Annotated in this window: 19 protein-coding genes; 5 read left to right on the plus strand and 14 right to left on the minus strand. The window is 67.6% G+C overall.

Annotation, left to right across the window (positions count from 1 at the left end):
• Positions 1-399, minus strand: a complete 399-nt coding sequence (locus AX767_RS11635) for a nuclear transport factor 2 family protein (protein ID WP_082754996.1) — start codon at positions 397-399, stop codon at positions 1-3.
• A gap of 170 nt (positions 400-569) precedes the next feature.
• On the opposite strand from AX767_RS11635, the gene pdxR reads away from it, so the two are divergent.
• A complete protein-coding gene (pdxR, locus tag AX767_RS11640) occupies positions 570-2,102 on the plus strand; it encodes a MocR-like pyridoxine biosynthesis transcription factor PdxR (RefSeq protein WP_068633619.1) in 1,533 nt (510 codons plus the stop codon).
• A gap of 31 nt (positions 2,103-2,133) precedes the next feature.
• On the opposite strand, the gene AX767_RS11645 is transcribed toward pdxR, so the two are convergent.
• From AX767_RS11645 to AX767_RS11670, 6 genes are all read right to left on the minus strand, one after another.
• Positions 2,134-3,213, minus strand: a complete 1,080-nt coding sequence (locus AX767_RS11645; protein WP_068631491.1) for a sensor histidine kinase — start codon at positions 3,211-3,213, stop codon at positions 2,134-2,136.
• A gap of 98 nt (positions 3,214-3,311) precedes the next feature.
• Entirely contained in the window at positions 3,312-4,166 is an 855-nt protein-coding gene (locus tag AX767_RS11650; RefSeq protein WP_068631492.1) for an ABC transporter permease subunit, read from the minus strand.
• Positions 4,159-4,947 (minus strand): taurine ABC transporter ATP-binding protein, encoded by a 789-nt coding sequence (locus AX767_RS11655; protein ID WP_068631493.1) that lies wholly within the window; start codon positions 4,945-4,947, stop codon positions 4,159-4,161. Before AX767_RS11655 ends, AX767_RS11650 begins: the two co-directional genes overlap by 8 nt.
• A 34-nt stretch (positions 4,948-4,981) precedes the next feature.
• Positions 4,982-5,977 (minus strand): taurine ABC transporter substrate-binding protein, encoded by a 996-nt coding sequence (tauA, locus tag AX767_RS11660; protein ID WP_156481032.1) that lies wholly within the window; start codon positions 5,975-5,977, stop codon positions 4,982-4,984.
• 179 nt (positions 5,978-6,156) lie between these two features.
• Positions 6,157-9,198 (minus strand): excinuclease ABC subunit UvrA, encoded by a 3,042-nt coding sequence (gene uvrA / locus AX767_RS11665; RefSeq protein WP_068631495.1) that lies wholly within the window; start codon positions 9,196-9,198, stop codon positions 6,157-6,159.
• A 49-nt stretch (positions 9,199-9,247) separates the two neighbouring features.
• Positions 9,248-10,615, minus strand: a complete 1,368-nt coding sequence (locus AX767_RS11670; RefSeq protein ID WP_068631496.1) for a chloride channel protein — start codon at positions 10,613-10,615, stop codon at positions 9,248-9,250.
• Between the two features lie 110 nt (positions 10,616-10,725).
• Between AX767_RS11670 and ssb the strand changes: the two genes are divergently transcribed.
• Positions 10,726-11,244 (plus strand): single-stranded DNA-binding protein, encoded by a 519-nt coding sequence (gene ssb / locus AX767_RS11675; RefSeq protein WP_068631497.1) that lies wholly within the window; start codon positions 10,726-10,728, stop codon positions 11,242-11,244.
• Positions 11,245-11,280: 36 nt separating this feature from the next.
• Here the strand turns inward: ssb and AX767_RS11680 are convergent, their stop codons facing one another.
• Positions 11,281-12,117 (minus strand): alpha/beta fold hydrolase, encoded by an 837-nt coding sequence (locus tag AX767_RS11680; protein ID WP_068631498.1) that lies wholly within the window; start codon positions 12,115-12,117, stop codon positions 11,281-11,283.
• Between the two features lie 170 nt (positions 12,118-12,287).
• On the opposite strand from AX767_RS11680, the gene AX767_RS11685 reads away from it, so the two are divergent.
• Positions 12,288-13,919 (plus strand): FxLYD domain-containing protein, encoded by a 1,632-nt coding sequence (locus AX767_RS11685; protein ID WP_068631499.1) that lies wholly within the window; start codon positions 12,288-12,290, stop codon positions 13,917-13,919.
• A gap of 44 nt (positions 13,920-13,963) precedes the next feature.
• A complete protein-coding gene (locus AX767_RS11690) occupies positions 13,964-14,974 on the plus strand; it encodes an LLM class flavin-dependent oxidoreductase (protein WP_068633621.1) in 1,011 nt (336 codons plus the stop codon).
• Positions 14,975-14,984: 10 nt separating this feature from the next.
• Here AX767_RS11690 and AX767_RS11695 read toward each other — a convergent pair whose 3' ends face one another.
• The gene (locus AX767_RS11695) at positions 14,985-15,413 is read right to left on the minus strand and encodes a CBS domain-containing protein (RefSeq protein WP_068631500.1); all 429 of its coding nucleotides are present in this window, start codon (positions 15,411-15,413) and stop codon (positions 14,985-14,987) included.
• Between the two features lie 99 nt (positions 15,414-15,512).
• The gene (mnmA, locus tag AX767_RS11700) at positions 15,513-16,631 is read right to left on the minus strand and encodes a tRNA 2-thiouridine(34) synthase MnmA (protein WP_068631501.1); all 1,119 of its coding nucleotides are present in this window, start codon (positions 16,629-16,631) and stop codon (positions 15,513-15,515) included.
• 115 nt (positions 16,632-16,746) lie between these two features.
• On the opposite strand from mnmA, the gene AX767_RS11705 reads away from it, so the two are divergent.
• On the plus strand, positions 16,747-18,453 hold the full coding sequence (locus tag AX767_RS11705) for a long-chain-fatty-acid--CoA ligase (RefSeq protein ID WP_068631502.1): 1,707 nt from the start codon (positions 16,747-16,749) through the stop codon (positions 18,451-18,453).
• A 10-nt stretch (positions 18,454-18,463) separates the two neighbouring features.
• Here AX767_RS11705 and AX767_RS11710 read toward each other — a convergent pair whose 3' ends face one another.
• The 4 genes from AX767_RS11710 to AX767_RS11725 are packed head-to-tail and all read right to left on the minus strand — an operon-like array spanning position 18,464 to position 23,397.
• Complete coding sequence (locus AX767_RS11710) at positions 18,464-18,952, minus strand: NUDIX hydrolase (protein WP_068631503.1); 489 nt, start codon at positions 18,950-18,952, stop codon at positions 18,464-18,466.
• A 2-nt stretch (positions 18,953-18,954) separates the two neighbouring features.
• Entirely contained in the window at positions 18,955-19,392 is a 438-nt protein-coding gene (locus AX767_RS11715) for a DUF4019 domain-containing protein (protein WP_068631504.1), read from the minus strand.
• A gap of 7 nt (positions 19,393-19,399) precedes the next feature.
• Positions 19,400-21,811, minus strand: a complete 2,412-nt coding sequence (locus AX767_RS11720; RefSeq protein WP_068631505.1) for a CHASE2 domain-containing protein — start codon at positions 21,809-21,811, stop codon at positions 19,400-19,402.
• Positions 21,811-23,397 (minus strand): FecR family protein, encoded by a 1,587-nt coding sequence (locus AX767_RS11725; RefSeq protein ID WP_168164825.1) that lies wholly within the window; start codon positions 23,395-23,397, stop codon positions 21,811-21,813. The genes AX767_RS11720 and AX767_RS11725 overlap by 1 nt, the downstream gene beginning before the upstream one ends.
• Positions 23,398-23,402 lie beyond the last annotated feature (5 nt).

The following is a 23,402-nucleotide window of genomic DNA, read 5'->3' on the forward strand; positions in this document are numbered from 1 at the left end:
TCAGGCGGCCGGCAACATCGGACGGGCCTTGCGGAATACGTTCTTGACGAGGATCTTTCCGTCCTTGAAAGTGAAGAGATCGACGCCGTCGGACTCGCTGCGCGTGCCGTCGGGCGCGGTGCCGGTGAAGGTCCACTCCGACATGCCGCGCTCGCCCATGACGAGGTGCTTGCCGTCGCGCCACTGCGCATCGGGAAAGTTCGTCCAGGCCGCGGCGAAGGCCTTGGCGACGGCTTCGTGGCCGGTGTGGCGCGTGCCGAAAGTCTCGGGGCCGGCGGCGGTGTCGAACACGCAATCCGCGTGCATGAAGGACATCAGCGCGGGCAGGTCGTGGCGGTTCCATGCGTCCGAAAAGGCTTCGAGCACGGCGGTGGTGACGGGGGTGGCGACGGGGTTCAAAGAGGGCTCCAGCTGCGGTGTTTCGAGGTTGACCAAAGGTTAAGCTCGGCCCTTCCCAACCCATAGAGCCAGTCCCGCCCCATCGTGAAAGCCAGATCGTTCACCGCATGCACCGTCGATGTCCGCACGCCCGATTCGGGTGCGTGCGGCGTCGTGTGGAAGGCGCATCGGTGAGCGCGAAGCCGCCCTCGACCACGCCGCTGTGGGCGCAACTTTTCGCGCTCGACCACCACACCGGGTTGCCGCTGCAGTCGCGCTTGCGGCTCAAGGTGGTGCAGGTGATCCTCGACGGTCGGCTCGCCGCTGGCGCCGCATTGCCGTCGTCGCGCGATCTGGCGCAGGTGCTCGGCCTGAGCCGCAACACCGTGACCGCGGTGTACCAGCAGCTGGTCGACGAGGGCTATCTCGAATCGCGCCCGCGTTCGGGCGTGTTCGTGCAATCCGGTGCACGGCCCCTGTCGATTGCACAAGCCGATCGCATCGTCGACCCCTTCAGCGCGGAGGGCGCCGCCACCGGCGCAGCGCCGCAATGGCAACAGCGCGTGCTGCGCTCGTTGCGACAGCAGCCCACGCTGTCCAAGCCCGACCAGTGGCGCGAATTCGCGTATCCCTTCGTCTACGGCACGCACGACGCGCAGCTCTTTCCCACCGAAGACTTTCGCGAGTGCTGTGTGCGCAGCCTCGCGCGCTCGCAGTTGCCGAACTGGACGCCCGACTTCGAGACCGACGACATGCCCGACCTGATCGAGCAGATCCGCACGCGGCTGTTGCCCAAGCGCGGCGTGTTCGCGCGACCCGAAGAAATCCTGGTGACCGTCGGCGCCCAGCATGCGTGCTACCTGGTGGCCGAGGCGCTGTTCGATCGCGGCACGCGCGTCGGCTTCGAGGAGCCTGGCTACCCGCATGTACGCAATGCGTTTTCGTTGCGCACCTCGCAGCTCATCGGCATCCCGGTCGATCATGAAGGGCTGGTGGTCGATGCCTTGCCTGACCTCGACTACGTGTTCGTCACGCCGTCGCACCAGAGCCCGACCACGCACACGCTGAGCCTGGAGCGCCGCCAATGGCTGCTGCGCAAGGCCGCGCTGCAGGACTTCGTGATCGTCGAAGACGACTACGAGGCCGAGAACCTCTACGCCGGCGAGCCGACGCCCGCGCTCAAGAGCCTCGACAAGACCGGCCGCGTCATCTACATCGGCTCGCTCAGCAAGAGCCTGTCGCCCGCGCTGCGGCTCGGCTACATCGTGGCGCAGAAGGAATTGATCGAAGAGCTGCGTGTGCTTCGCCACGCGATGGTGCGGCACCCCAGCGCATTCCTGCAGCATGCGTACGCGCTGTTTCTTTCGCTCGGGCACCACGACTCGCACGCGCGCCGCGTGAACCAGGTGCTGCGCCAGCGCATGGACGCTGTCACCGCGGCGCTGGCCGCGCACCTGCCCGAATGCGAATCGCAGCCGGCCCAGGGCGGCGCCTCGGTGTGGGTGAAAACGCCCGACTGGCTCGACGGCGCAGCCCTGTCGCTGCGCGCCCGCCAGCACGGCGTGCTGATCGAACCCGGCGATGTGTTCTTCGCCAACCCGCCGCGGCCGTGCCCGTACTTCCGGTTGCGGCTGTCATCGATCGATTTGGGGCAGATCGAGCCGGGGATCCGGGCGTTGCGGGATGCGGTGAGGGGGATGGAGCGGGAGCGGGAGCGGGGGTAACGGTCCTCGCCCGGTGCCGTTCGCGATGGCCTTAGGCCAACGGCAGCAGCACGGTCACGGCGCTTCCCATCCCAAGCCCCGCACTCGCAGCCGACACGTCGCCGCCATGCCGCTCCACGATCTTCTTCACGATCGCCAGCCCAAGGCCCAACCCACCCTCTGCATTCGACGCCGCCCCCGGCGCCTGAACGAAGGGTTCGAAGAGGTCGTTGATCGACTCCGACTGCATCCCGATCCCGTTATCGCTCACGGTCACGGCCACCTTGCGTGCGGCGGTGGTGCGCAAGACCAGCGTCACGTCGCCGCCCGGGTCGGTGTACTTGGCCGCGTTGTTCATCAGGTTCGCGAACACCTGCACGAGGCGCGTCGCGTCGCCGAGTACCGCCACCGGCTCCGTGCCCAGGTCGGTGTGCAGTCGATGGCCCTTCTTCTCGATGAGCGGCCCGCTCTGTTCCAGCGCCTGCGCGAGCACCTTGCGCAGGTCGATCGGCTGTGAGTCGATCTTGAACTCGCCGCGCATCACGCCGGAGAGGTCGACGAGGTCGTCGGCCATGCGCTTCATTTGCAGCACTTGCCGCCCGATGAGTTCGCTGGCCCACACCACGCGCTTCGCATCGTCGGGCGCGCGGCGCAGCACTTCCTGCGCGGTGTGCAGGGCCGACAGCGGGTTGCGGATCTCGTGGCCCAGCGTGGCCATGGCGTTGTCCTTGGCGCGGTTGCTGGCGCGCAGCTGGCGCACGCTGTCAGCCAGTGCATGGCGCGACGCGCGCAGGCGCCCGCCGATGACGCCGATGCTCAGTCCGATGACCAGAAACAGAAGGGTCCGGCTGATGTTCTGGGTCTCGAAGAAGTCTTGCCAGTGGCCGTCGCCGATGAAAAAGTAGGTGCCGATGGAGGTGCTGACCACCGTGGCGAAAAGCGCTGGCCCGAAGCCGCCATAGAACGCAGCCACCACGATGGCGAGCGAGAGGATGAGGTAGGGCCCCTGCTGCCCCAAGAGCGGGTTCAGCAGGTAGCGCAGTCCCAGCGCGGCCAGCACGGCGGCGAACGCGAGGATGTAATCGCGCTGTTGCGCAGCGGCGGTGGGTTGCTCGGTCGGCAACAGCTGCATGGTTCTTGGGCTCGGTTCGCCGCGTCGGGCGGGGACTCGGGCCGGGCGCCCGCGCTGGTGAGTCTAGCCAGCTTGCGAACCGGCGCAGGTGCCGGCGACTACATCCGCCCCTTCCAAGGCACCACCTTCCGCTCCACCGACCGCATCAGCAAGTCGAACAGATACGCCACCACGCCGATCACGATGATCCCCATGATCACGATGTCGGTGCGCAGAAAGTTCGATGCGTTCAGCACCATCTGGCCCAGGCCGACGTTGGCGGCGACCATCTCGGCGGCGACCAGCGTGGTCCAGCCGAAGCCGATGGCGATGCGCATGCCGATCAGGATGTCGGGCATGGCCGAGGGCAGGATGACGTGCCGAATCACCTGCAGGTAGCTCGCGCCCATCGAGTACGCGGCGTTGATCTGCTCCTGCGACGCGCTGCGCATGCCCGAGCGCGCGGCGAGCGCCAGCGGTGCGAAGCAGCTCAAGAAGATCAGCAGCACCTTGGGCACTTCGTCGATGCCGAACCAGATGATGATCAGCGGCAGGTAGGCCAGCGGCGGCAGGGGCCGGTAGAACTCCAGCGGCGGGTCGAAGATGCCGCGCATCACGCGGCTCATGCCCATCGCGATGCCGATCGGGATCGCGGTCACGCAGGCCAGCGCGAAGGCCGAGAACACGCGCAGCATGCTCGCCAGGAAGTGTTGCCACAGCGGCTTGTCGTTGGCCTGGCCGGTGAGGTATTCGTAGAACTGCTGGAACACCGCCTGCGGGGTGGGCAGGAAGATCGGCTTGACCCAGCCGAGGTTGGTCACGCCGAACCACACGGCAATGAGCACGAGCACGGTGATCACGCTGATGCCCGCGCTGTTGCCTTCGCCCGGCACCTTGAAGCGCGTGGTCCTGGGCGGCGTCGACACGACGGCGGGCGCCACCGGGGTTCCGGCGTCGATGGCAAGTTCAGACATGGGCGGCCTCCCGCTGGTGAATGATGGCGAGCACTTCTTCCCGCATGCGGATGAATTCGGGTTCCGACTTCACCTTGCGCGCGTCGCCGTGCGCGAGGAATTGCCGCGAGAACGGCACGGCGTCATACACATGCGAAATGCGGCCGGGGCTCGGGCTCATCACGATCAGTCGCGTGCCGAGGAACAGCGCCTCTTCCACCGAATGCGTGATGAAGAACACCATCTTGTTCGACTGCTGCCAGGCGTGCAGGAGGATCTCCTGCACTGTCTCGCGCGTGAAGGCATCGAGCGCGCCCATCGGTTCGTCCATCAGCAGCAGGGCCGGATCGCTGGCCAGCGCGCGTGCGATGCCGACGCGCTGCTGCATGCCGCCCGACAGCTCGTAGACGGCGCGGTCGCCGTACTTCTCCAGCCCCACCAGCGCGAGCTTGGCGTCGGAGACGGCTTCGCGCTTCGGCTTGTCCATCCCGGCAAGCCGGAGGCCGAGCGCCACGTTGTCGCGCACGTTGAGCCATGGCATGAGTGCGTGCTTCTGGAACACCACGCCGCGGTCGGCACCCGGTCCGGCGATGGGCTGGCCGTCGAGCAGGATATCCCCGCTCGACGGCGGCAGGAAGCCGGCGATGCAGTTGAGCAGCGTGCTCTTGCCGCAGCCCGAGGCGCCGAGCGCGACCACGAAGTCGCCGTCGTGCATCGTGAGGTTCACAGGCGCCAGCGCCTGCAGCGAGCCGCCCTTGATGGCGTAGTGGACCTCGAGGTCGCGGATGTCGAGCGTGGGCATGGCGTGCCTTGATTGCGCGGGGGTTGCTCGGGGCCTACTTCGCCATCGCCTTCTGCACATAGGCGGTGGTCACGAACGCGCTGTAGTCGGGCTTCACTTCCTGCACGCGACCCTGCTCTTTCAGGAAGGCCGCGGTGGCGGCCATGGCCTTGGCGGCGCCGCCACCGAGCCAGGCGGGCGACACCTGTTCTGCCAGCGTCGGGAAGGTGTAGAGCGCCATCGCCGGGCCGACGTCGGCCGGGTTCGCCTTGGTCCACTTGGCCATCGCTTTTGTCTGCACGGAGTCAGCCGTCCAGCTCTTGCCCGAGGCCTTGTACTCGTCGTTGGCGCGGTTCAGCGCCTTCACGAAAGCCACCATGAACGGTTCGTTGGCAGCCGCCCACTGCTTGTTGACGATGATGCCCTCGAAGGTCGGCGCGCCGCGTTTGCCGATGCTGCCGGAGGTGGCGATGACCTTGCCGTTGCCCTTGATCTTGGAGAGAACGGGATCCCAGATGAAGGTGGCGTCGATGTCGCCGCGCTCCCAGGCGGCGGCGATCTCGGGCGGGCGCATGTTCATCACGTTGACGCTCTTGCCGTCGACGCCGTCCATTTTCATCGCGGCCATCAGCTGGTAGTGCGCGGTCGACACGAAAGGCGTGGCGACCTTCTTGCCCTTGAGATCCTTCAGGCTTGCGATGTTCGAGCCGTTGCGCGCGACCAGCGCCTCGGCGTCGGCGATGTCGGCCGAGATCCAGAAGAGCTGGATGTCCTGGCCCTGGCTCGCGGCCGCAGTCAGCGGGCTGGAGCCGGCTTCGCCCATCTGCACGTCGCCCGATGCCATGGCGCGGATCACGTCGCCGCCACCCGAGAACATGCGCCAGTTGATCTTGTAGCCCGTGGCCTTCTCGACCTCGCCCGATTCCATGACCAGGCGCAACGGCACCAGCATGTCCTGGTGCGCAAAGGTCACTTCTTTCGTTTGCGCCGCGGCGCCGCCGCTCAACACGCAGGCCACGAGGGCCACCGACAGACACTGGATGAATTTCATGGGAGCTCCTGAGATCGACATCTGGAATGCGGCATCGTCGAGATGCCGCGCTGATGCCGACTCTGCAGGCAAGCGCCGCGCCCGGTAAGTACCAGCGCCACGCCGTGGTTGGGGCCAGTGGCGGCCGGCATGCTTTCGTTGTGGTGCGTGGCCGGCCGTTTGCACTCAGGCGGTGCGCATCATTCTGGCGCTGGCAGCAGCCGCTTCAGGTACTTGCCCGTGTGGCTCGCCTCGTTCGCCGCGATGTCTTCCGGCGTGCCTTCGCCCACCACCATGCCGCCACCGGCACCGCCTTCGGGGCCCATGTCGATGAGCCAGTCGGCGGTCTTGATGACGTCCAGGTTGTGCTCGATCACCACGATGGTGTTGCCCGCGTCGCGCAGCTGGTGCAGCACCTTCAGCAGCAGCTCGATGTCGGCGAAGTGCAGGCCGGTGGTGGGTTCGTCGAGGATGTAGAGGGTGCGGCCGGTGTCGCGCTTGCTGAGTTCGAGCGCGAGCTTCACGCGCTGCGCCTCGCCGCCCGAAAGCGTCGTCGCCGACTGGCCGAGTTTGATGTAGCTGAGGCCGACGTCGAGCAGCGTGTGCAGCTTGCGTGCGATGGTCGGCACGGCCTTCAAAAACTCGTGCGCCACCTCGACCGTCATGTCGAGGATCTGCGCGATGTTCTTGCCCTTGTATTGCACCTCGAGCGTTTCGCGGTTGTAGCGCTGGCCGTGGCACACCTCGCATGGCACGTACACGTCGGGCAGGAAGTGCATCTCGACCTTGACGACGCCGTCGCCCTGGCACGCTTCGCAGCGGCCGCCGGCCACGTTGAAGCTGAAGCGGCCCGGGCCGTAGCCGCGCTCGCGTGCGGTGTTGGTCTCGGCCATCAGCTCGCGGATCGGGGTGAAGAGGCCGGTGTAGGTCGCGGGGTTGCTGCGTGGCGTGCGGCCGATGGGCGACTGGTCGACGTTGATGACCTTGTCGAAATACTCGATGCCTTCGATCGTTTCGTGCGCCGCAGGCTCTTCGTGCGCGCGGTACAGCGTGCGTGCGACGGCCGCGTACAGCGTGTCGTTCACGAGCGTCGACTTGCCCGAGCCCGAAACGCCGGTCACGCAAGTGAGCAAGCCGACCGGGAACGCCACGCTCACGTTCTGCAGGTTGTTGCCGGTCGCGCCGATCACGCGGATTTCCTGCAGGTCACTCTGCGAAGCGAGATGCGCCGCCTCGCGCGCCGCGCGGCGCTCGGCCGCCGGGCTCGGTGCGAAGCGAGTCGCCTTCTTTCCCTCGTTGAACGCCGGCCTGGCGACCACCGGCAACCACGCGGTGCGGTGCTTCGGCACCTCGATCTTCTTTGCGCCCGAGAGGTACTGGCCGGTCAGCGATTCCGGGTTGGCCAGCACTTCGGCGTAGGTGCCTTGCGCCATCACGCGGCCGCCGTGCACACCCGCGCCGGGGCCCATGTCGATCACGTGGTCCGCGGCCGCGATCATGTCTTCGTCGTGCTCGACCACGATCACGCTGTTGCCAATGTTGCGCAAATGCTTGAGCGTGCTGATGAGCCGGTCGTTGTCGCGCTGGTGCAGGCCGATGCTCGGCTCGTCGAGCACGTACATCACGCCGGTCAGCCCCGAGCCGATCTGCGACGCGAGCCGGATGCGCTGCGACTCGCCGCCCGACAACGTCTCGGCGCTGCGGTCCAGGCTCAGGTAGTTGAGGCCGACGTCGTTCAGGAACTTCAGGCGCAGCCCGATCTCGCGAACGATCTTGTCGGCGATGTCGGCCTTGGAGCCGCGCAGCTTCAGCGTCTGGAAGTAAGCCAGGCATTCGCGCAACGTGACGTGGCTGATCTCGAAGATCGGCGTGCGCGTCGGCTCGATCGCGTCGTCGCCCGGCTGGCTCACCAGGAACACGTTGCGCGCTTCGCGCCGCAGCCGCGTGCCGCCGCAATCGGGGCAGGGCTGCATGTTGCGAAAGCGCGCGAGCTCTTCGCGCACCAGCACCGAATCGGTCTCGCGGTAGCGCCGCGACATGTTCGGGATGATCCCTTCGAAGGGGTGCTTGCGCGAGAGCTTCTTGCCGGCCTGCTGGCCGCTTTCCATCGTGTAGCTGAACTTGATTTCTTCTTCGCCCGAGCCCTGCAGGATCGCGTTCTGCAGCGGGACGTCAAGCGACTCGAACGGCGCGTCGATGCTGAACTTGTAGTGCTTGGCGACGCTCTCCAGCATGCTGAAGTAGTAGCCGTTGCGCCGGTCCCAGCCCTTGATCGCGCCGCTCGCCAGCGAGAGCGACGGAAACGCCACCACGCGGGTCGGGTCGAAAAACTCGCGATGCCCGAGGCCGTCGCAGCTCGGGCAAGCGCCGACCGGCGAGTTGAACGAAAACAGGCGCGGCTCGAGTTCGGCCAGCGAGTAGTGGCAGATCGGGCAGGCGAACTTGGCGTTGTAGAGGTGTTCCTTGTCGGCGACGCCTTCTTGTCCGAGCTCCAGCGCGATGGCGCGGCCTTCGGCCAGGCGCAGCGCGGCCTCGAAGCTTTCGGCCAGGCGCTGTTGCATGTCGGGCCGCGCGCGCAGCCGGTCGACCACCACGTCGATGTCGTGCTTCTCGGTCTTCTTGAGCTTGGGCAGGTCGTTGTATTCGTAGGTGGCGCCATCGACCCGGAAGCGCACATAGCCGGCGGCCTGCATTTCCGCGAAGAGTTCGAGGAACTCGCCCTTCTTCTCGCGCGCCACCGGCGCCAGGATCAGCAGGCGCGGTTCGTCGGGAATCGCCAGCACCGCGTCGACCATCTGCGAGACGGTCTGCGCCTGCAGCGGCAGGTGGTGATCGGGGCAATAGGGCGTGCCGGCGCGGGCGTAGAGCAGGCGCAGGTAGTCGTGGATTTCAGTGACGGTGCCGACGGTCGAGCGCGGGTTGTGGCTGGTCGCCTTCTGCTCGATGCTGATCGCGGGCGACAGCCCTTCGATGACGTCGACGTCGGGCTTGTCCATCAGCTGCAGGAACTGCCGCGCATACGCGCTCAGGCTTTCGACATAGCGGCGCTGCCCCTCGGCATACAGCGTGTCGAACGCGAGGCTCGACTTGCCCGAGCCCGACAGCCCGGTGATCACCACCAGCTTGTTGCGCGGGATGTCAAGGTCGATGTTCTTGAGGTTGTGCGTGCGTGCGCCGCGGATGCTGATGCGCTGTTGCGCGAGCAGGGCGCCGAGGTAGGCGTCGTCGGGGGGCGAATTCACTGAGGGCAGTCCGTTCTGGGCAACCGGACATGATAGACGCGCAGGCGTTTCAGGGCGGTGGGGGCGGCAGGTGCACTTTGTCGGCAGCAGGCTTTGTCGCAGGCGTCTGCGCCATGGCGGCACCCACCAGGTGCTCGGCCAGCGCCTCGTACAAGGGGCGGCTGATCATGCGCGAAACCAGGCTCGCCAGCATGGCACTGGCCATCAGGCTGAGCACCATCGAATGGCCGTCGACCATTTCCATCACGATGATGAAGGCCGTGAGCGGCGCCTGCGTCACCGCCGCCAGGAAGCCGGCCATGCCCATGGCGATGAGCGCCGGGCCGAGGTCGGCGCCCGCCAGATGCGCGATGCCGTCGCCGATGCCCGCGCCGATCGACAGCGACGGCGCGAAGATGCCGCCGGGCACCCCGACCCAGGCGGTGAGCCAGGTCGCGATGAACTTCAGCAGCGTGTAGAGCGGCGTCAGCTCGTCGTGGCCGGCCAGCATCTGCTTGACCGCCTCCGACCCGGCACCGAAGGTGACGCCGCCGCTCACCAGGCCGATGACGGCGATCAGCAGGCCGCCCGCGGCCGCGAAGCGCACCGGGTAGCGCGCCCGCCACTGGTTCAGCCGCTGCGGCGCGCCGGTGAGCGACGCGATCATCAGTCGCGCGAAGATGCCGCCCGCCACGCCGCTCGCCAGTGCCACCAGCAGCCCGGGGCCGAGCAGGTTCCAGCCGACCGGCGTGACATGGATCACGCCGAAGTAGCTCAGGTTGCCGAAGGCCGAGACCGCCACCAGGCCGGCCAGCACGATGCCCGTGATGATCACGCCGCTGGAACGCGCCTCGAGCCGGCCCGACAGTTCCTCGATGGCGAAGACCACGCCCGCCAGCGGCGCGTTGAAGGCCGCGGCGATGCCGGCGGCGCCGCCCGCCACGAGCAGCGAGCGCGTGTCGATGGTGCTGTGCGGCGACAGCCAGCGCTTGGCGTGCTGCATCACGCCGGCGGCCACCTGCACGGAAGGGCCTTCGCGGCCGATCGAGAGGCCGGCCAGGAAGCCCGCGACGCCCAGGCCGATCTTGGCGAGCGTAAGGCGAAGCGACGCGAAGAGTCCGCGCTTTTCCGGCGGCAGATCGGGGTCGAGCGCCGCCTTGATCTGCGGGATGCCCGAGCCCGAGGCGCCAGGGAACCAGCGGCGCGTGACCCAGACGATGGCGGACGTGAGCGCCGGCGTCCAGAGCAGCACCGCCCAAGGATGCTTGCCGTACAGCGACTGGAAAAGGGCGAAGGCCCATTCGCTGGCCATGGTGAAGCCGACCACGAAGAGCCCGGCGGCCACCGCGTAGCCCAGCACGATGGCGCGGTCGACCCACAGGCGAAAGCTGGAGAGTTCGGCGCGCAGGTTCTGGAGGAAGTCGGGTTCGCGGTTCACCGCGGTGATTCTGAACGTTCCGCGGCGCCTGCCGCCCCCGCTGGCACCCGGCGTGGATAATCGTCGGTTCTTTTTCCTTCCCTTCCATTCCTTTATCAGGGGCAGTGCACATGGCATCGGTCAACAAAGTCATCCTCGTCGGCAACCTTGGCCGCGATCCAGAAACCAGAACCTTCCCGAGCGGAGACCAGATCTGCAATGCCACGCTGGCCACCACCGACAAGTGGAAGGACAAGCAGAGCGGCGAGATGAAGGAAGCGACCGAGTGGCACCGGCTCGTGTTCAACGGCCGGCTCGCTGAGATTGCCGCACAGTACCTGCGCAAGGGTTCACAGATCTATGTCGAAGGCCAGATCCGCACGCGCAAGTACCAGGACAAGGACGGCGTCGAAAAATATGCCACCGACATCCGTGTCGACCAGATGCAGATGCTGGGCAGCCGCCAGGGCATGGGCGGGCCGCAAGGTGGCGGTGACGACGACGGCGGCTATTCGCAAGGCGGTGGCGGCGGCGGCTACGCCCCGCGCGCGCCTGCCGCGGCACCCCGCGCCGCAGCGCCGGCCCCGCGCCAGGCGCCGGCCAAGTCGTCGTCGGGCTTCGACGACATGGACGACGACATTCCGTTCTGAAGCAGGGCTGCCGGCGCGCCGGCAGCCGTTCGACGTTCAGCTCTTGAAGAACGCGAGCAGGTCGGGGTTGATGATGTCGGCGTGCGTGGTCAGCATGCCGTGCGGGAAGCCCTTGTAGACCTTGAGCGTGCCGTTCTTCAGCAGCTTGATCGACTTCAGGGCGGCATCCGCGATCGGCACGATCTGGTCGTCATCGCCGTGCATGACGAGCGTCGGCACCGTGATCGCCTGCAGGTCGGCCGTCTGGTCGGTCTCCGAAAACGCCTTGATCCCGTCGTAGTGCGCCTTGGCGCTGCCCATCATTCCCTGCCGCCACCAGTTCTGGATGACGCCCTGGGACACCTTGGCACCGTCGCGATTGAAGCCATAGAAAGGGCCCGAGGCCACATCGAGGAATGTCTGCGCCCGATTGCCGCCGGTGCCAGCACGGAAGCCGTCGAACACCTCCATCGGCAGGCCTTCGGGATTGCTGGCGGTCTTGAGCATCAGCGGCGGCACGGCGCTCACCAGCACGGCCTTGGCGGCGCGCCCGCTCGGTTGACCGTGCTTGGCGACATAGCGTGCCACTTCGCCACCGCCAGTCGAATGGCCGACGTGAAAGACATTGCGCAGGTCCAGCGCCTCGACCACCGCGAAGGCGTCGGCGGCATAGTGGTCCATGTCGTGGCCCTCGCTCACCTGGGCCGACCGGCCATGTCCGCGACGGTCATGCGCCACCACCCGATAGCCCTGCTGCACGAAGAACAGCATCTGCGTGTCCCAGTCGTCGCTCGAGAGCGGCCAGCCGTGGTGGAACATGATGGGCTGGCCGTCGCTCGGGCCCCAGTCCTTGTAGAAGATCTCGACGCCGTCGTGGGTGGTGACTGTGCTCATGAAGCTTCCTCGTTGTGTTTGGGAGGTCCAGTGTTGCACTCATTCATTGCACTTGCGCCCTCGTCGGGTTCGCGCCAGCGCTCGCACATTTCATTGACGTTTGAGACCGCGAGTTGCGGCAATCCTTCCTTGGGGGTCGGGAATTCGCGCTGTAGATTCACGGCTCTCTGATGGTCCTCGATCCTGATTCGCTCCGCTGCGGCGAGTGCGGCGGCGATGTGCTCAAGCGCATCGCACCCCGCCAATACCTCTGCAAACACTGTCGTTCGATCGCCACGGTCGACGAGGCTGCCGTTCGTCTGCAACTCGACCTCCGCTTTCGCGAGCAGAAAGCGGCGCGTCAACTGGCGATGGCCCGTCAGCAGCGCCGCGATCGCCTCGCCGACTTCGCGATCCTCGCGACGATCGTGTTGCTGGTCGGCGCCGCGCTTTCCTACGCCTGGTTCGACGCCCATCGTGCGCCGGGCAGGCCATCGCAGGCGGTGCAGCAGGGCGCGTCGGTCGATCGCCTGAAACTGGACGGGTTGCGCATGGTCGTGACCGACAAGGGTCAGCACCCCGCTCGGCCCGGCCTGTGGGCGATGGCGCGCAACGAGGGGAGCGAGCCGGTGGAAGCGCCGCTCGTCACCGCAGTGTTCTTTCGCGGCGAACGCCGGATCGGCGAGGCCAGCGAACGCGTGGCCGGCGGCGTGCTGGCACCGGGCGAGTCGGCGCCGGTGCTGATCGATTTGCCGCGCGACGCCACCAGCACGCGGCAGGAAGTGCAGGCCGAAGGGCGCCAGGTGGCGCAGCGCTATGTGACAGGCCCCCGGCTGCGGCTGTCGCGGCCACGGCTGGTCCGGCAGGCCAACGTGGTGCGCCTTGTCGGCCGTGTCGTCGGACGTGACGACACGGCGGTTGAGTCGTGCGACGTGCTGGTCACCGTCTATGACGCGACGGGCGCGGTGATCGGCTTCGGCACCGCGCAATTGGGCGAGATCAAGCCAGGCGAAGAAGCTGCCATCGACGTGCGCATCGAACGCTTCGGCAATGGCGCCGCGATTGCCGCCTGGGACTACCGGATCGGCTACCGCGTGCCAGCACCGGCGGGCGATTCGGTCGACGTGGTGGCGCCCGATCGCGTGGTCCGTACCGACGAGGCGCCCGAAGCGCTGTCCCTCGACCAACCGGCGACCGTCGAGGCGCTGCTCGCCGACGACGAAACGCGGGCCGACACCGCGCGGCTGGAGCCCGCAGTGCGGATGGTGGCGCGCGCCGGCGACCGGCGCCCGATGGTGCTGACCGAGCTGGTCAACCACGCCCGGCAATCGATCCTGGTCGCCCCGACGGCCCTGATCGCGCGGCTCGAGGGACGTGAGCCCGACAGCGTCTTGCGCATCGCCGCTCCGGTGTACCTCTACCCCGGCGAGCGCTATCCAGTGTTGCTCGATGCCGACCGCTTCGAGCGCCTGGGCAGCGATCTGCCGGTCGGCCGGCGCCCGTTGCCGGGCGCGCGCGCGCCACTCGAGATCCGGGTCACGGGGCGGCGCCTGCCCGCGACCGTCGCAGTCCCGATGGCGGCGCAGGGTTTTGCGCAGCGGATGGTCGAGGTGCGCGGCGAAGTGCGCAACACCGGCACGGCGGTGGTGCGTCGCACGCGGCTCTGGGTCACGTTGCGCGATCGCAGCGGAAGGCTGACGGGTTTTCGCCAGGTGAGAAACCTGCCGGTGCTGGCGCCCGATGAGCGCGCGGCCTTCGAGTTGAAGATCGAGCAGCTCGGCGCCGATTTCGCCAGCGTGGGCACGCTCTACCAGACCGAATAGCCCTTTCGGCCTTGGAAATCGACGGTTCGGGCCAAGATCGGGACATGGTTCCTCTTTCCATCCTCGATCTGTCCCCGGTTTGCGAAGGCAGCGATGCCGCGCAATCGTTTCGCAACTCGCTCGCGCTCGCTCAGCACGGCGAAAAGTTCGGCTACACCCGCTACTGGCTGGCTGAACACCACGGCATGCCGGGCATCGCCAGCGCGGCGACTGCCGTGCTGCTGTCGTATGTCGGCGCAGGCACCCGGACCATTCGCATCGGCGCCGGTGGCGTGATGCTGCCCAACCATTCGCCGCTGGTGATCGCCGAGCAGTTCGGCACGCTGGAATCGCTCTACCCCGGCCGTATCGACCTCGGCCTCGGCCGCGCGCCGGGCTCCGATCAGCGCACGGCGCAAGCGCTGCGGCGCGATCTGCAGTCCGATTCGGACCAGTTCCCGCAGGACGTGGTCGAGCTGATGGATTTCATGTCGAAATCGCCGCGCCAGCCGGTGATGGCGGTGCCGGGCCGGGGGCTCGAAGTGCCGATCTGGATCCTCGGCTCCAGCACCTTCGGCGCGCAGCTCGCCGCGCACCTGGGCTTGCCCTACGCCTTCGCGTCGCATTTCGCGCCGCAGCAGATGATGCAGGCGATCCGCATCTATCGTGAAACCTTCAAGCCCTCCGCGCAGTTGCAGAAACCGCACGTCATGCTCGGCTTCAACGTGTTCGCAGCCGACACCGACGCGGAGGCGAACTTCCGCGCCAGCTCATGGCAGCAGGCTTTCGTGAACCTGCGCAGCGGCCGGCCCGGGCGACTGCCGCCGCCGGTCAAGAACTACCGCGGCACGGTCGGTCCGGCGGAGAACGCGCTGCTCGACTCGGTGCTGTCGTGTTCGGCGGTGGGCTCGGTCGAGACGGTGCGCGCCGGCATGCGGGCCTTCGTCGAGCGCACGGGCGCCGACGAATTGATGGTCACCTCACAGGTGTTCGACCACGCGGCGCGGCTGCGCTCCTACGAATTGCTGGCCGGCATCCGCGACGAAGCGGGCCAGCCGGCGCTGTCGACCGTGTAGTTTTCGCGCGCTACTGTTGGATGTAGCTGGTGAGCTGTTCGATGGTCTGCTCGTGGCCTTCGATGATGTCGTCCATCAGGTCGCGGATCGAGATCATGCCGACCACCTGGTCGCCGTCGACCACCGGCAGGTGGCGAATCCGCTTCTGGCTCATGAGCGTCATGCAGGCGCGGGTGCGGGTCGCGGGGCTGACGGTGATCACGTTGGCCGTCATGATCTCCGCCACCTTGACCTCCTTCGAATTCTTGCCCTGCAGCGCCACCTTGCGCGTGTAGTCGCGCTCGGACACCACGCCGGTCAGCGTCTGGTCGACCATCACGAGCAGCGCGCCGACGCCATGGCGTTCCAGCACCTGGAGCGCTTCGAACACGGTGGCATCCGGTGAAATGTGGAACAACGCAGGGCCGCGGTTCTTGAGCAATTCGGAGACGGGTTTCATGGCGTGGGCACTCCTCTGAAGGGTTGGATGCGGTGCATGCAAGCGCCGCGCCCGACCATCATAGGCAAGGCCGATGGCGTCGTCAGAAAAGCCCCGCCGTCAGGGTGCGGCGCTGGCACTGGCGATGACGCCGCCACCCAGGCACACCTCGCCCGCGTACAGCACGGCCGACTGGCCGGGCGTCACGGCCCATTGCGCCGCAGGAAAATCGAGGCGCACCCGGCCCGCGGCGCCATCGGACAGCGCGCAGTCCGCGTCGGCCTGCCGGTAGCGCGCCTTGGCGCCGTAGCCGCCCGCGGCAGGCGCGTCGCCCGCGACCCAGCTGGTGTCATCGGCTTCGAGCGTGTGTGACAGCAGCCACGGATGGTCGTGCCCCTGCACCACCCACAGCGTGTTCGCCGCGATGTCCTTGCGCGCGACGAACCATGGCGAGTGATCGCCGCCGCCGCGTTGCGCGCCACGCTCCTTCACGCCGCCGATGCCCAGGCCTTGGCGCTGGCCGAGCGTGTAGAAGCTCAGGCCCTGGTGCTCGCCGATGACGCGGCCGCGCGCGTCCTTGATCGGCCCCGGCGCCTTGCTGATGTAGCGATTGAGGAACTCGCGAAACGGCCGCTCGCCGATGAAGCAGATGCCGGTCGAATCCTTCTTTTTCGCATTCGGCAGGCCGATGGCGTCGGCGATGCGCCGCACCTCGGTCTTGTGCAGTTCGCCGACCGGGAACAGCGTCTTCGACAACTGCGCCTGGTTCAGTCGATGCAGGAAATAGCTCTGGTCCTTCGATGGGTCCAGGCCCTTGAGCAACTCGTGCTTTTGCGTGGCCTCGTTGAGCCGCACGCGTGCGTAGTGGCCGGTGGCGATCTTCTCGGCGCCGAGGCGCATCGCGTGGTCGAGAAAGGCCTTGAACTTGATCTCGGCGTTGCACAGCACATCGGGGTTCGGCGTGCGGCCGGCCTGGTACTCGCGCAGGAATTCGGCGAAGACGCGGTCCTTGTAGTCGGCTGCGAAGTTGACATGCTCGATCTCGATGCCCAGCACGTCGGCCACGCTGGCCGCATCGATGAAGTCGATGTTCGAGCTGCAGAACTCGCTGTCGTCGTCGTCTTCCCAGTTCTTCATGAAGATGCCGATGACCTCGTGCCCTTGTTCCTTGAGCAGGTGCGCCGTCACCGCGGAGTCCACTCCGCCACTCAGACCGACCACAATGCGCTGCTTTTTCATGAGTTGGTGATTGTCCCCGGCCTGACAACCCGGTGCCTGAACGCGGGAAATCCCTCGGACGCCCGACGCTAAAGTCGTCGAGCGTCACGCATCCACCAGCACAGGAGACACCCCCATGCCCACCGCGACTCCCTGGACGAGTTCCTATCCCCCCGGCATGTGCTGGGACGCCGAACTGGCGCTCAAGCCTGTCTCGCAGTTCCTGGATGACGCCGTCGCGCGCTGGCCGGACCGGCCGTGCATCGAGTTCATGGGCCGCGTCATCACCTACCGCGAGCTGGGCGAGCTGAGCGACCGCGCCGCCCAGGGCTTCCAGGCGCTGGGGGTGAAGCCGGGCGTGCACGTCGGCCTCTTCCTGCCGAACGTGCCGCAGTACCCGATCGCGTTCTTCGGTGTCATCAAGGCGGGCGGCGTGGTCGTCAACTATTCGCCGCTCGATGCGGAGCGCGTGCTCTCGCACAAGGTGGAAGACAGCCAGACCGACCTTCTCGTCACGCTCGATCTCGCCGCGATGTACCCGCAGATGGACCGCATCCTGGCCGGCTCGCGGCTGCAGAAACTCATCGTCGGCAACCTGTCCGACTACAGCGGCGCTCCGGGCCCGGTGCGCGCGCACCTCGCAGGCGCGGGCCTGCTGGCGCCGGTGCCGACCGACGACAAACACATGTCCTTTGCCCAACTGCTCGACAACGACGGAGAGCACGTCGAGCGCCATCCGCTCGGCGACCTGAAGGAAGAAATCGTCGTGCTGCAGTACACCGGCGGCACCACCGGCCTGCCCAAGGGCGCGATGCTGACGCACGCGAATCTCGGTGCGGCGAGCGCGCAATACGTCGAATCGACCCGGGGCGAGCCGCCGGTGCTCGAAGAAGGTGTCGAGCGCTTTCTGGTCGTGCTGCCGCTCTTCCATATCTACGCCCTGAGCGCGGCAATGCTGCTCGGCATGCGCCTCGGCGCAGCGCTGGTGCTGCACACGAAGTTCGATGTCGACGCGGTGTTCAAGGAAATCGCGGACACGAAGATCACGGTGTTTCCCGGGGTACCGACCATGTACACGGCGATGCTGTCGCACCCGAAGGTGGGCGAGACCGACCTGCGTTCGCTGAAGTTCTGCGGTTCGGGCGGCGCGCCGCTGCCGGTCGAGGTGGAACAGCGCTTCTTCGACCTGACCGGCTGCCATCTCAACGAAGGCTGGGGCATGACCGAGACCTCGCCGTCGGGCACTTTCACGCCGGCGCGCGGGGCCCGCAAGGCCGGCTCGTGCGGCATGCCGTTGCCGGGCATCCGCATCAAGCTGCTGGCGCTCGACGGCTCCGGCCAGGAGGTCGCGACCGGCGAGCCGGGCGAGCTTTGCGTGAAGGGGCTGAACGTGATGAAGGGCTACTGGAACAACCCGCGGGCCACCGCGGAGTCGTTCACGCCCGACGGCTACTTCAAGAGCGGCGACGTCGCGAAATTCGATGCCGACGGCTTTCTGTACATCGTCGACCGCACCAAGGACATGCTGTTGTGCGGCGGCTTCAACGTCTATCCGCGCGTGCTCGAGGAGGCCATCTACGAACATCCGGACGTGGCCGAGGTCTGCGTGATCGGCGTGCCCGACGCCTACCGTGGGCAGTCGCCGAAAGCCTTCGTGGTGCTGAAGGCCGGTGCCGCGCCGCTCGCCCTCGACACGCTCAAGGCGTTCCTGAAAGACCGCCTGGGCAAGCACGAGATGATCGGCTTCCTCGAAGTGCGCAGCGTGCTGCCGAAGACGGCGGTCGGCAAGCTGTCCAAGAAAGACCTGGTCGACGAGGAGTCGCGCAAACGGGCCGAGGCCTGAGCCGAACCGTCTAGCGTTGTTGTAGCGTTGCCACCGAGGAATCGGTGTGGATGAGGTCCAGCGGATAGCGCTGGCCGGCCAGATAGTCCTCGATGCATTCGAGCAGCAACGGGCTGCGATGGCGCGCGACGCTGCCGCGCACTTCGTCGACCGTCATCCACACGGTGCGGACGATGCCTTCGTCCAGCTCGCGGTCGGGTTCGAAAGCCCCGAGCATGCCGGCAAAAGCGAAGCGCAGGTAGGTGACGTTCTCGCCATGCGTCTTGCGCGGCGAGCGCGCGAGGTAGACGCCGATCAGCGCAGTCGGCGTGAAGTGGTGCGCCGTTTCTTCGAGCGTCTCGCGGGCGCAGCCCTCGGCCGGCGTCTCGCCCGGGTCGAGATGGCCCGCCGGCGAGTTGAGCATCAGTCCGTCGCTCGTGTGCTCTTCGACGAGCAGGAAGCGTCCATCCTGCTCAATGACCGCAGCCACCGTGACGTTGGGCTTCCAGCGCTCGGCCATGGTCAGCGAATCACGTAGCCGGAGAAGCGCCAGGTGGCGTCGCGGTCGTAGTGGAAGCTGACCAGTTCGCGCACCGTGGCATTCGGCTTGCCGGCAAAGCGGGTCTCGTATTCGACGCTCACGTACTGGCCGGCCAGGTCGGGATCGGCATCGGTGACCACCTGGCGATTGATCGCGACCCAGATGCGCTGCTGTGCCGCGGCGAGCGGCGTGCGCACCTTGACCACCTGGGCGGTGAAGTCGACCCGCGTCACGCGGCGCTTGGCCCCCGGCGCGGCGCCGTCCCAGAGCTCGCCCATCTTGTTCTGGTCGATCATCTGGATCACCTGCAAGCCGCCGCGCACCATGTCGCTCGGATCGACGTCCTGCGCCGCGGCGAGGTGCCAGCCGTTCAGCAAAAGGGCGCCGGCCACCAGCAGTTTGGTCAGGGTTCGGGTCATTTCTTCTTCACTCCGTGTCGTTGATGAAAGCTTTGAGTTCCGCGGTGGTCGGCTTGGGCAGCACCAGCGTCACGGTACAGCCGGCGCCGGCCGCACTGTCGATCTCGATCGTTCCGCCGTGCCGCTGCGTCGCCGTGCGCACCAGCAGCAAGCCGAGGCCGACACCGTGGACTTCCGGGTGGCTGTCGCGGTGCAGTCGGTGAAACGGCTGGAACAGTTGCGACTGTAGCTCCGGCGGAATGCCGGGCCCCTGGTCCTGCACGCCGACGCGCCACACAGCGCCGCCGTCCGTGACAAAGCAGCGCAGATCGAGTCCGGCCGGCGAGTATTTGAGCGCATTGCTCAGCACGTTGGTCAGCGCGCGCGTGAGGAGACTGCGGTCGGCAATGCACAGTGCCTCGTCGAGTTCGGTGATGAGCAGCACGCGCACCTGGCGTTTGCGCGCCGTCGCCCACGCGTCGTCGATGGTTTGCTGCAGCAGGTCGACCAGATCGAGCGGCTCGGCGCGGAACACCTGGGCCTCGGCGCGCGCCAGGTTCACGAAGCCGTCGGCCAGTTCCAGCCCGGTTTGCGCATGGCGCTCGATGCGGCCGTACAGCTGCTCGGTCGTGAACGCCTCGGGTCGCGTGCGCGCCAGTTCGAGCGTGGTGAGGATCGACGCGCTGGGCTCGCGGATGTCGTGCGAGATGAAGCGCAGCGCCTCGTCGCGCTGGCTTTGCGCGCGGCGCATCTTGGTGATGTCGACTAGCGCGATCATCCATCCGGCGTGCTGGTTGCCCGCGTCGAAGAAGGGCACGCAGCGCATGAGCAGCGAACGGTTCTGTTGGTCTTCGCCTTCGCCCATGATCGGGTCCAGCTCGCCGAGCAGCGCACCGGGCGGCATCATCGGCGCGCCGGTGGTGCGCCATTTGATGTCAGCGAGCAGGTGGTGCGCGTCCTGGCCCAGGAGGCCGGGCGCGTCGGTTCGCCAATGGGCTTGCGCTGCCAGGTTCGCGATGATCACGCCGCCGCGGTTGTTCAGGATCATCGTGGGGTCGGGCAGGTGGTCGAGGCCGTCGCGCACGAAGCGGTGCAGGTCGCGCATGCGCTGGCCGGCCGCGGCGGTGATGGCCATCTGGCGGTCCAGGAAGTCGCCGACGTAGCGCGTCGTTTTCGGCAATGCCATGCCGCCGAAGTCGAGCGACAGCTGCTCGGTGCCCCAGCGCAGGTAGCGCACCGCGGCGCTCAGCCGCATCAGGCTCCAGAGCGGGTAGACGAGCATCAGTCCGGCAAAGCCCGCGGCGGGCGCGAACTGCAAGCCGACCCAGGGCCGCAGGATGTGGATGCCGACGCGCAACGCCAGCATCGCGCAGATCAGCGCGATCACCCACACCGGCCGCAGCCAGAGCAGGCCGAGCAACGCGACGATGAGCGGTGCGAGATTGAAGACCAGGTCTTGCCAGGGGCTCGCGACCAACACGCGCCGGTCGGTCATCAGGCCTTGCAGCACATCGGCAAAGATCTGCACGCCCGGCATCAGGCCATGCGCGTCGGGCGCCGAGGTGGCGTAGGCGTCGCCCAGGCCCACCGCCGTAGCGCCGATCAGCACGTAGCGATCCTTGAAGGTGTCGGGCGGCACATCGCCTTGCAGCACGTCGATGTACGACACGGTCTTCACCGGCTTGTGTTCGGTGAAGACGATCAGTTCGTGCTCGCTGCGCAACCACGGGTGGGCCGGATCGCTGGTCACGCCCAGGCCGCCGGGCAGCGCGGGCTGCGGCAGTGCATCTTCCCGGCTCTCACCGGCTTCGAGCAGCGCCCGCGTGAAGTGCGGCCAGGTGCGACCGGCAAAGCCCTCCCGCAGGTAGACGCTGCGCGCGATGCCGTCTTCGTCGATCGACAGGTGCGCGTGGCCGATGGCCGTTGCCGCCGCGGCCAGCGCGGGCATCGGCACCAGTTCCTGCTGGGCCTGGAGGCCACGTGTCTGCAACGCCATCGGCAGCACCACGCAGCCGCTGTCGAGGATGGCATCGGTCAGCACGGCGTCGTCGCCCGGATGATCGGCGTCGGGTTCGCTCATCAGCAGGTCGATGCCGATGCAGCGTGGCGACTGCGTGCTGATGCGGCGCAGCACCTCGGCGTGGAAGGCGCGCCGCCACGGCCAGCGGCCCACGGCGGCGAGCGTCTTCTCGTCGATCGCGACGATCACGATGTTGTCCGAAGGCGGTTGACCCATCGCCGCGCGCGCGTTGTCTTGCAGCATGCGGTCCACGCGCGGGAGCGATTGCGTCAGCACCAGTGCGGTCACGAGCGCGATGAGCCCGGTGGCCAGCAAGGCCCACGGACCGCGGCGTCGCAGGACCCGCCGCCAGCCCTTGCGCGGCAGCGGGTCGAACGGGTCGTCGTTCGGCTGCGGGATGCGAGGCGGGACGGCGGCCATCAGGGTCGGTTGATCAACTCGCCATCGCTGCTGATCAACCCGCCACCGGTCGAGGTCTGCACCACGCCGCCGATGCGCACCTTGCGCGGCGGCGAAAACGGCCCGGCCAGCCCCGAGGCATCCCGGGCTTGCAGGCGCACGAAGTAGTTGCCGCGCGGCAGGCCCTTGAGCGCCCAGGACGGCTGGGCGAGGTCGGCTTCGAGCACGAGCGCCGTGAAGGCCTCGTCGCGCGCCAGTTGCGCGCGAAAGGTCTGGCCCGCGGCAGCGGCCCAGGAAAGCGTCGGATTCTCGCTGCCATCCATCACATCGACCTGCCCCACGGTCGGTGCGGCCACCACCGAGAAGCGCTGCGGCGTGGCGAACGGGCCGTGGCGCACGCTGCCGTCCGCGCTGCGGGCCACCGAGGCGACCCGCCAGAAATAGTCGCCCAGCGGCAATGCCGCGAGGCCGAGTCGACACACCTCGAGGCGCGGCTGGTCGATGTCGGGTCGCGAAAAGTCGGATTGGCGCGCCACCTGCACATGGGCCCACTCGGCACCGGCCGTCTGCGAGCAGATCAGTTGTCCCCCGTCGCTCACGATGCGGGCGCCGGGTTGCGGGCTTTGGTAGAGCGGCGGCACCGGTCGCGCGTGCACGGTGAGGGGGCGGCGCGCCTCCGGCCCGGCGAGGCCTTCGGGATCGAGCGCGCGCACGCCCAGGGTGTAGGCCCCGTCGTCCAGCGCGATGAATTCGACACGGCCATTCTTGAAGATGCCGTTGCGCACGACCTGCGTCAGGGCGTCGTCCCGGCCCACGCGCACTTCGTAGCCACCGCCCGCGTCGGACACCGTGGCGAGGTCGAGCAGCAGCAAGCTGGCGTCGTTGAGTTGCGCCGGAATGCCGGACAGGTCGGGCGCTGCGGGCAGCGCCCTGCGCTGGCCGAGTCGGCCGTCCGTGCCCAGCACCACGCCCTGGCCGGCAGGCACCAGCGTTGCGGGGGCGGCTTGGCGCCGGCTCGCCGATTTGGGTTGCATCGAGACCTTGCCTTCCGACACCGAAGTGCCGACGCGGCCTTCCGGGTCGACTGACACATCGAAGCGGGTGCCACGCACGCTGGCGACGGCGCCCGGTGCATGGATCTCGAAGACGCGACCTGGTTTCTGGGGCGCCACTTCCGACTCGACCTTGCCGCGCCGCACGTCGATGATCGATTCGTAATGGTCGGTGCCCTTTTTGCGCCGCAGCCTGCGCAGTTCGACGTCGGAACCCGCGAGCACGCGGACGATGGAGCCGTCGGCAAGACGAAGGCGCAGGTAACCGTCGTTCGGCACTTCGATGCGCGCGCCTTCGGTGAGCACCGTGCCGGTGGTCACTGCGGAGGCGGCAGCGACAGGCGGCGGTGAAGGCGGTGCGCCACGGCGGCCTTTCTTGATGGGGGCATCGGGGGCGCGAGTGACCGTGCCGCCCTGCACGAATTCAACCTGTGCGGTGACAGGCGGGATGGCTTTGGCGCGCGATTTCGGTTGGGCGGCGGGCTGCGCGCCGGCGCCGAAGGCGGCCAGGGCCCAGCACAGCGCGACCGCAACGCACAGGCTGCGCCGTGGCATCCCGC

The organism is Variovorax sp. PAMC 28711 (assembly GCF_001577265.1).
Classification (GTDB): Bacteria; Pseudomonadota; Gammaproteobacteria; order Burkholderiales; family Burkholderiaceae_C; genus Variovorax.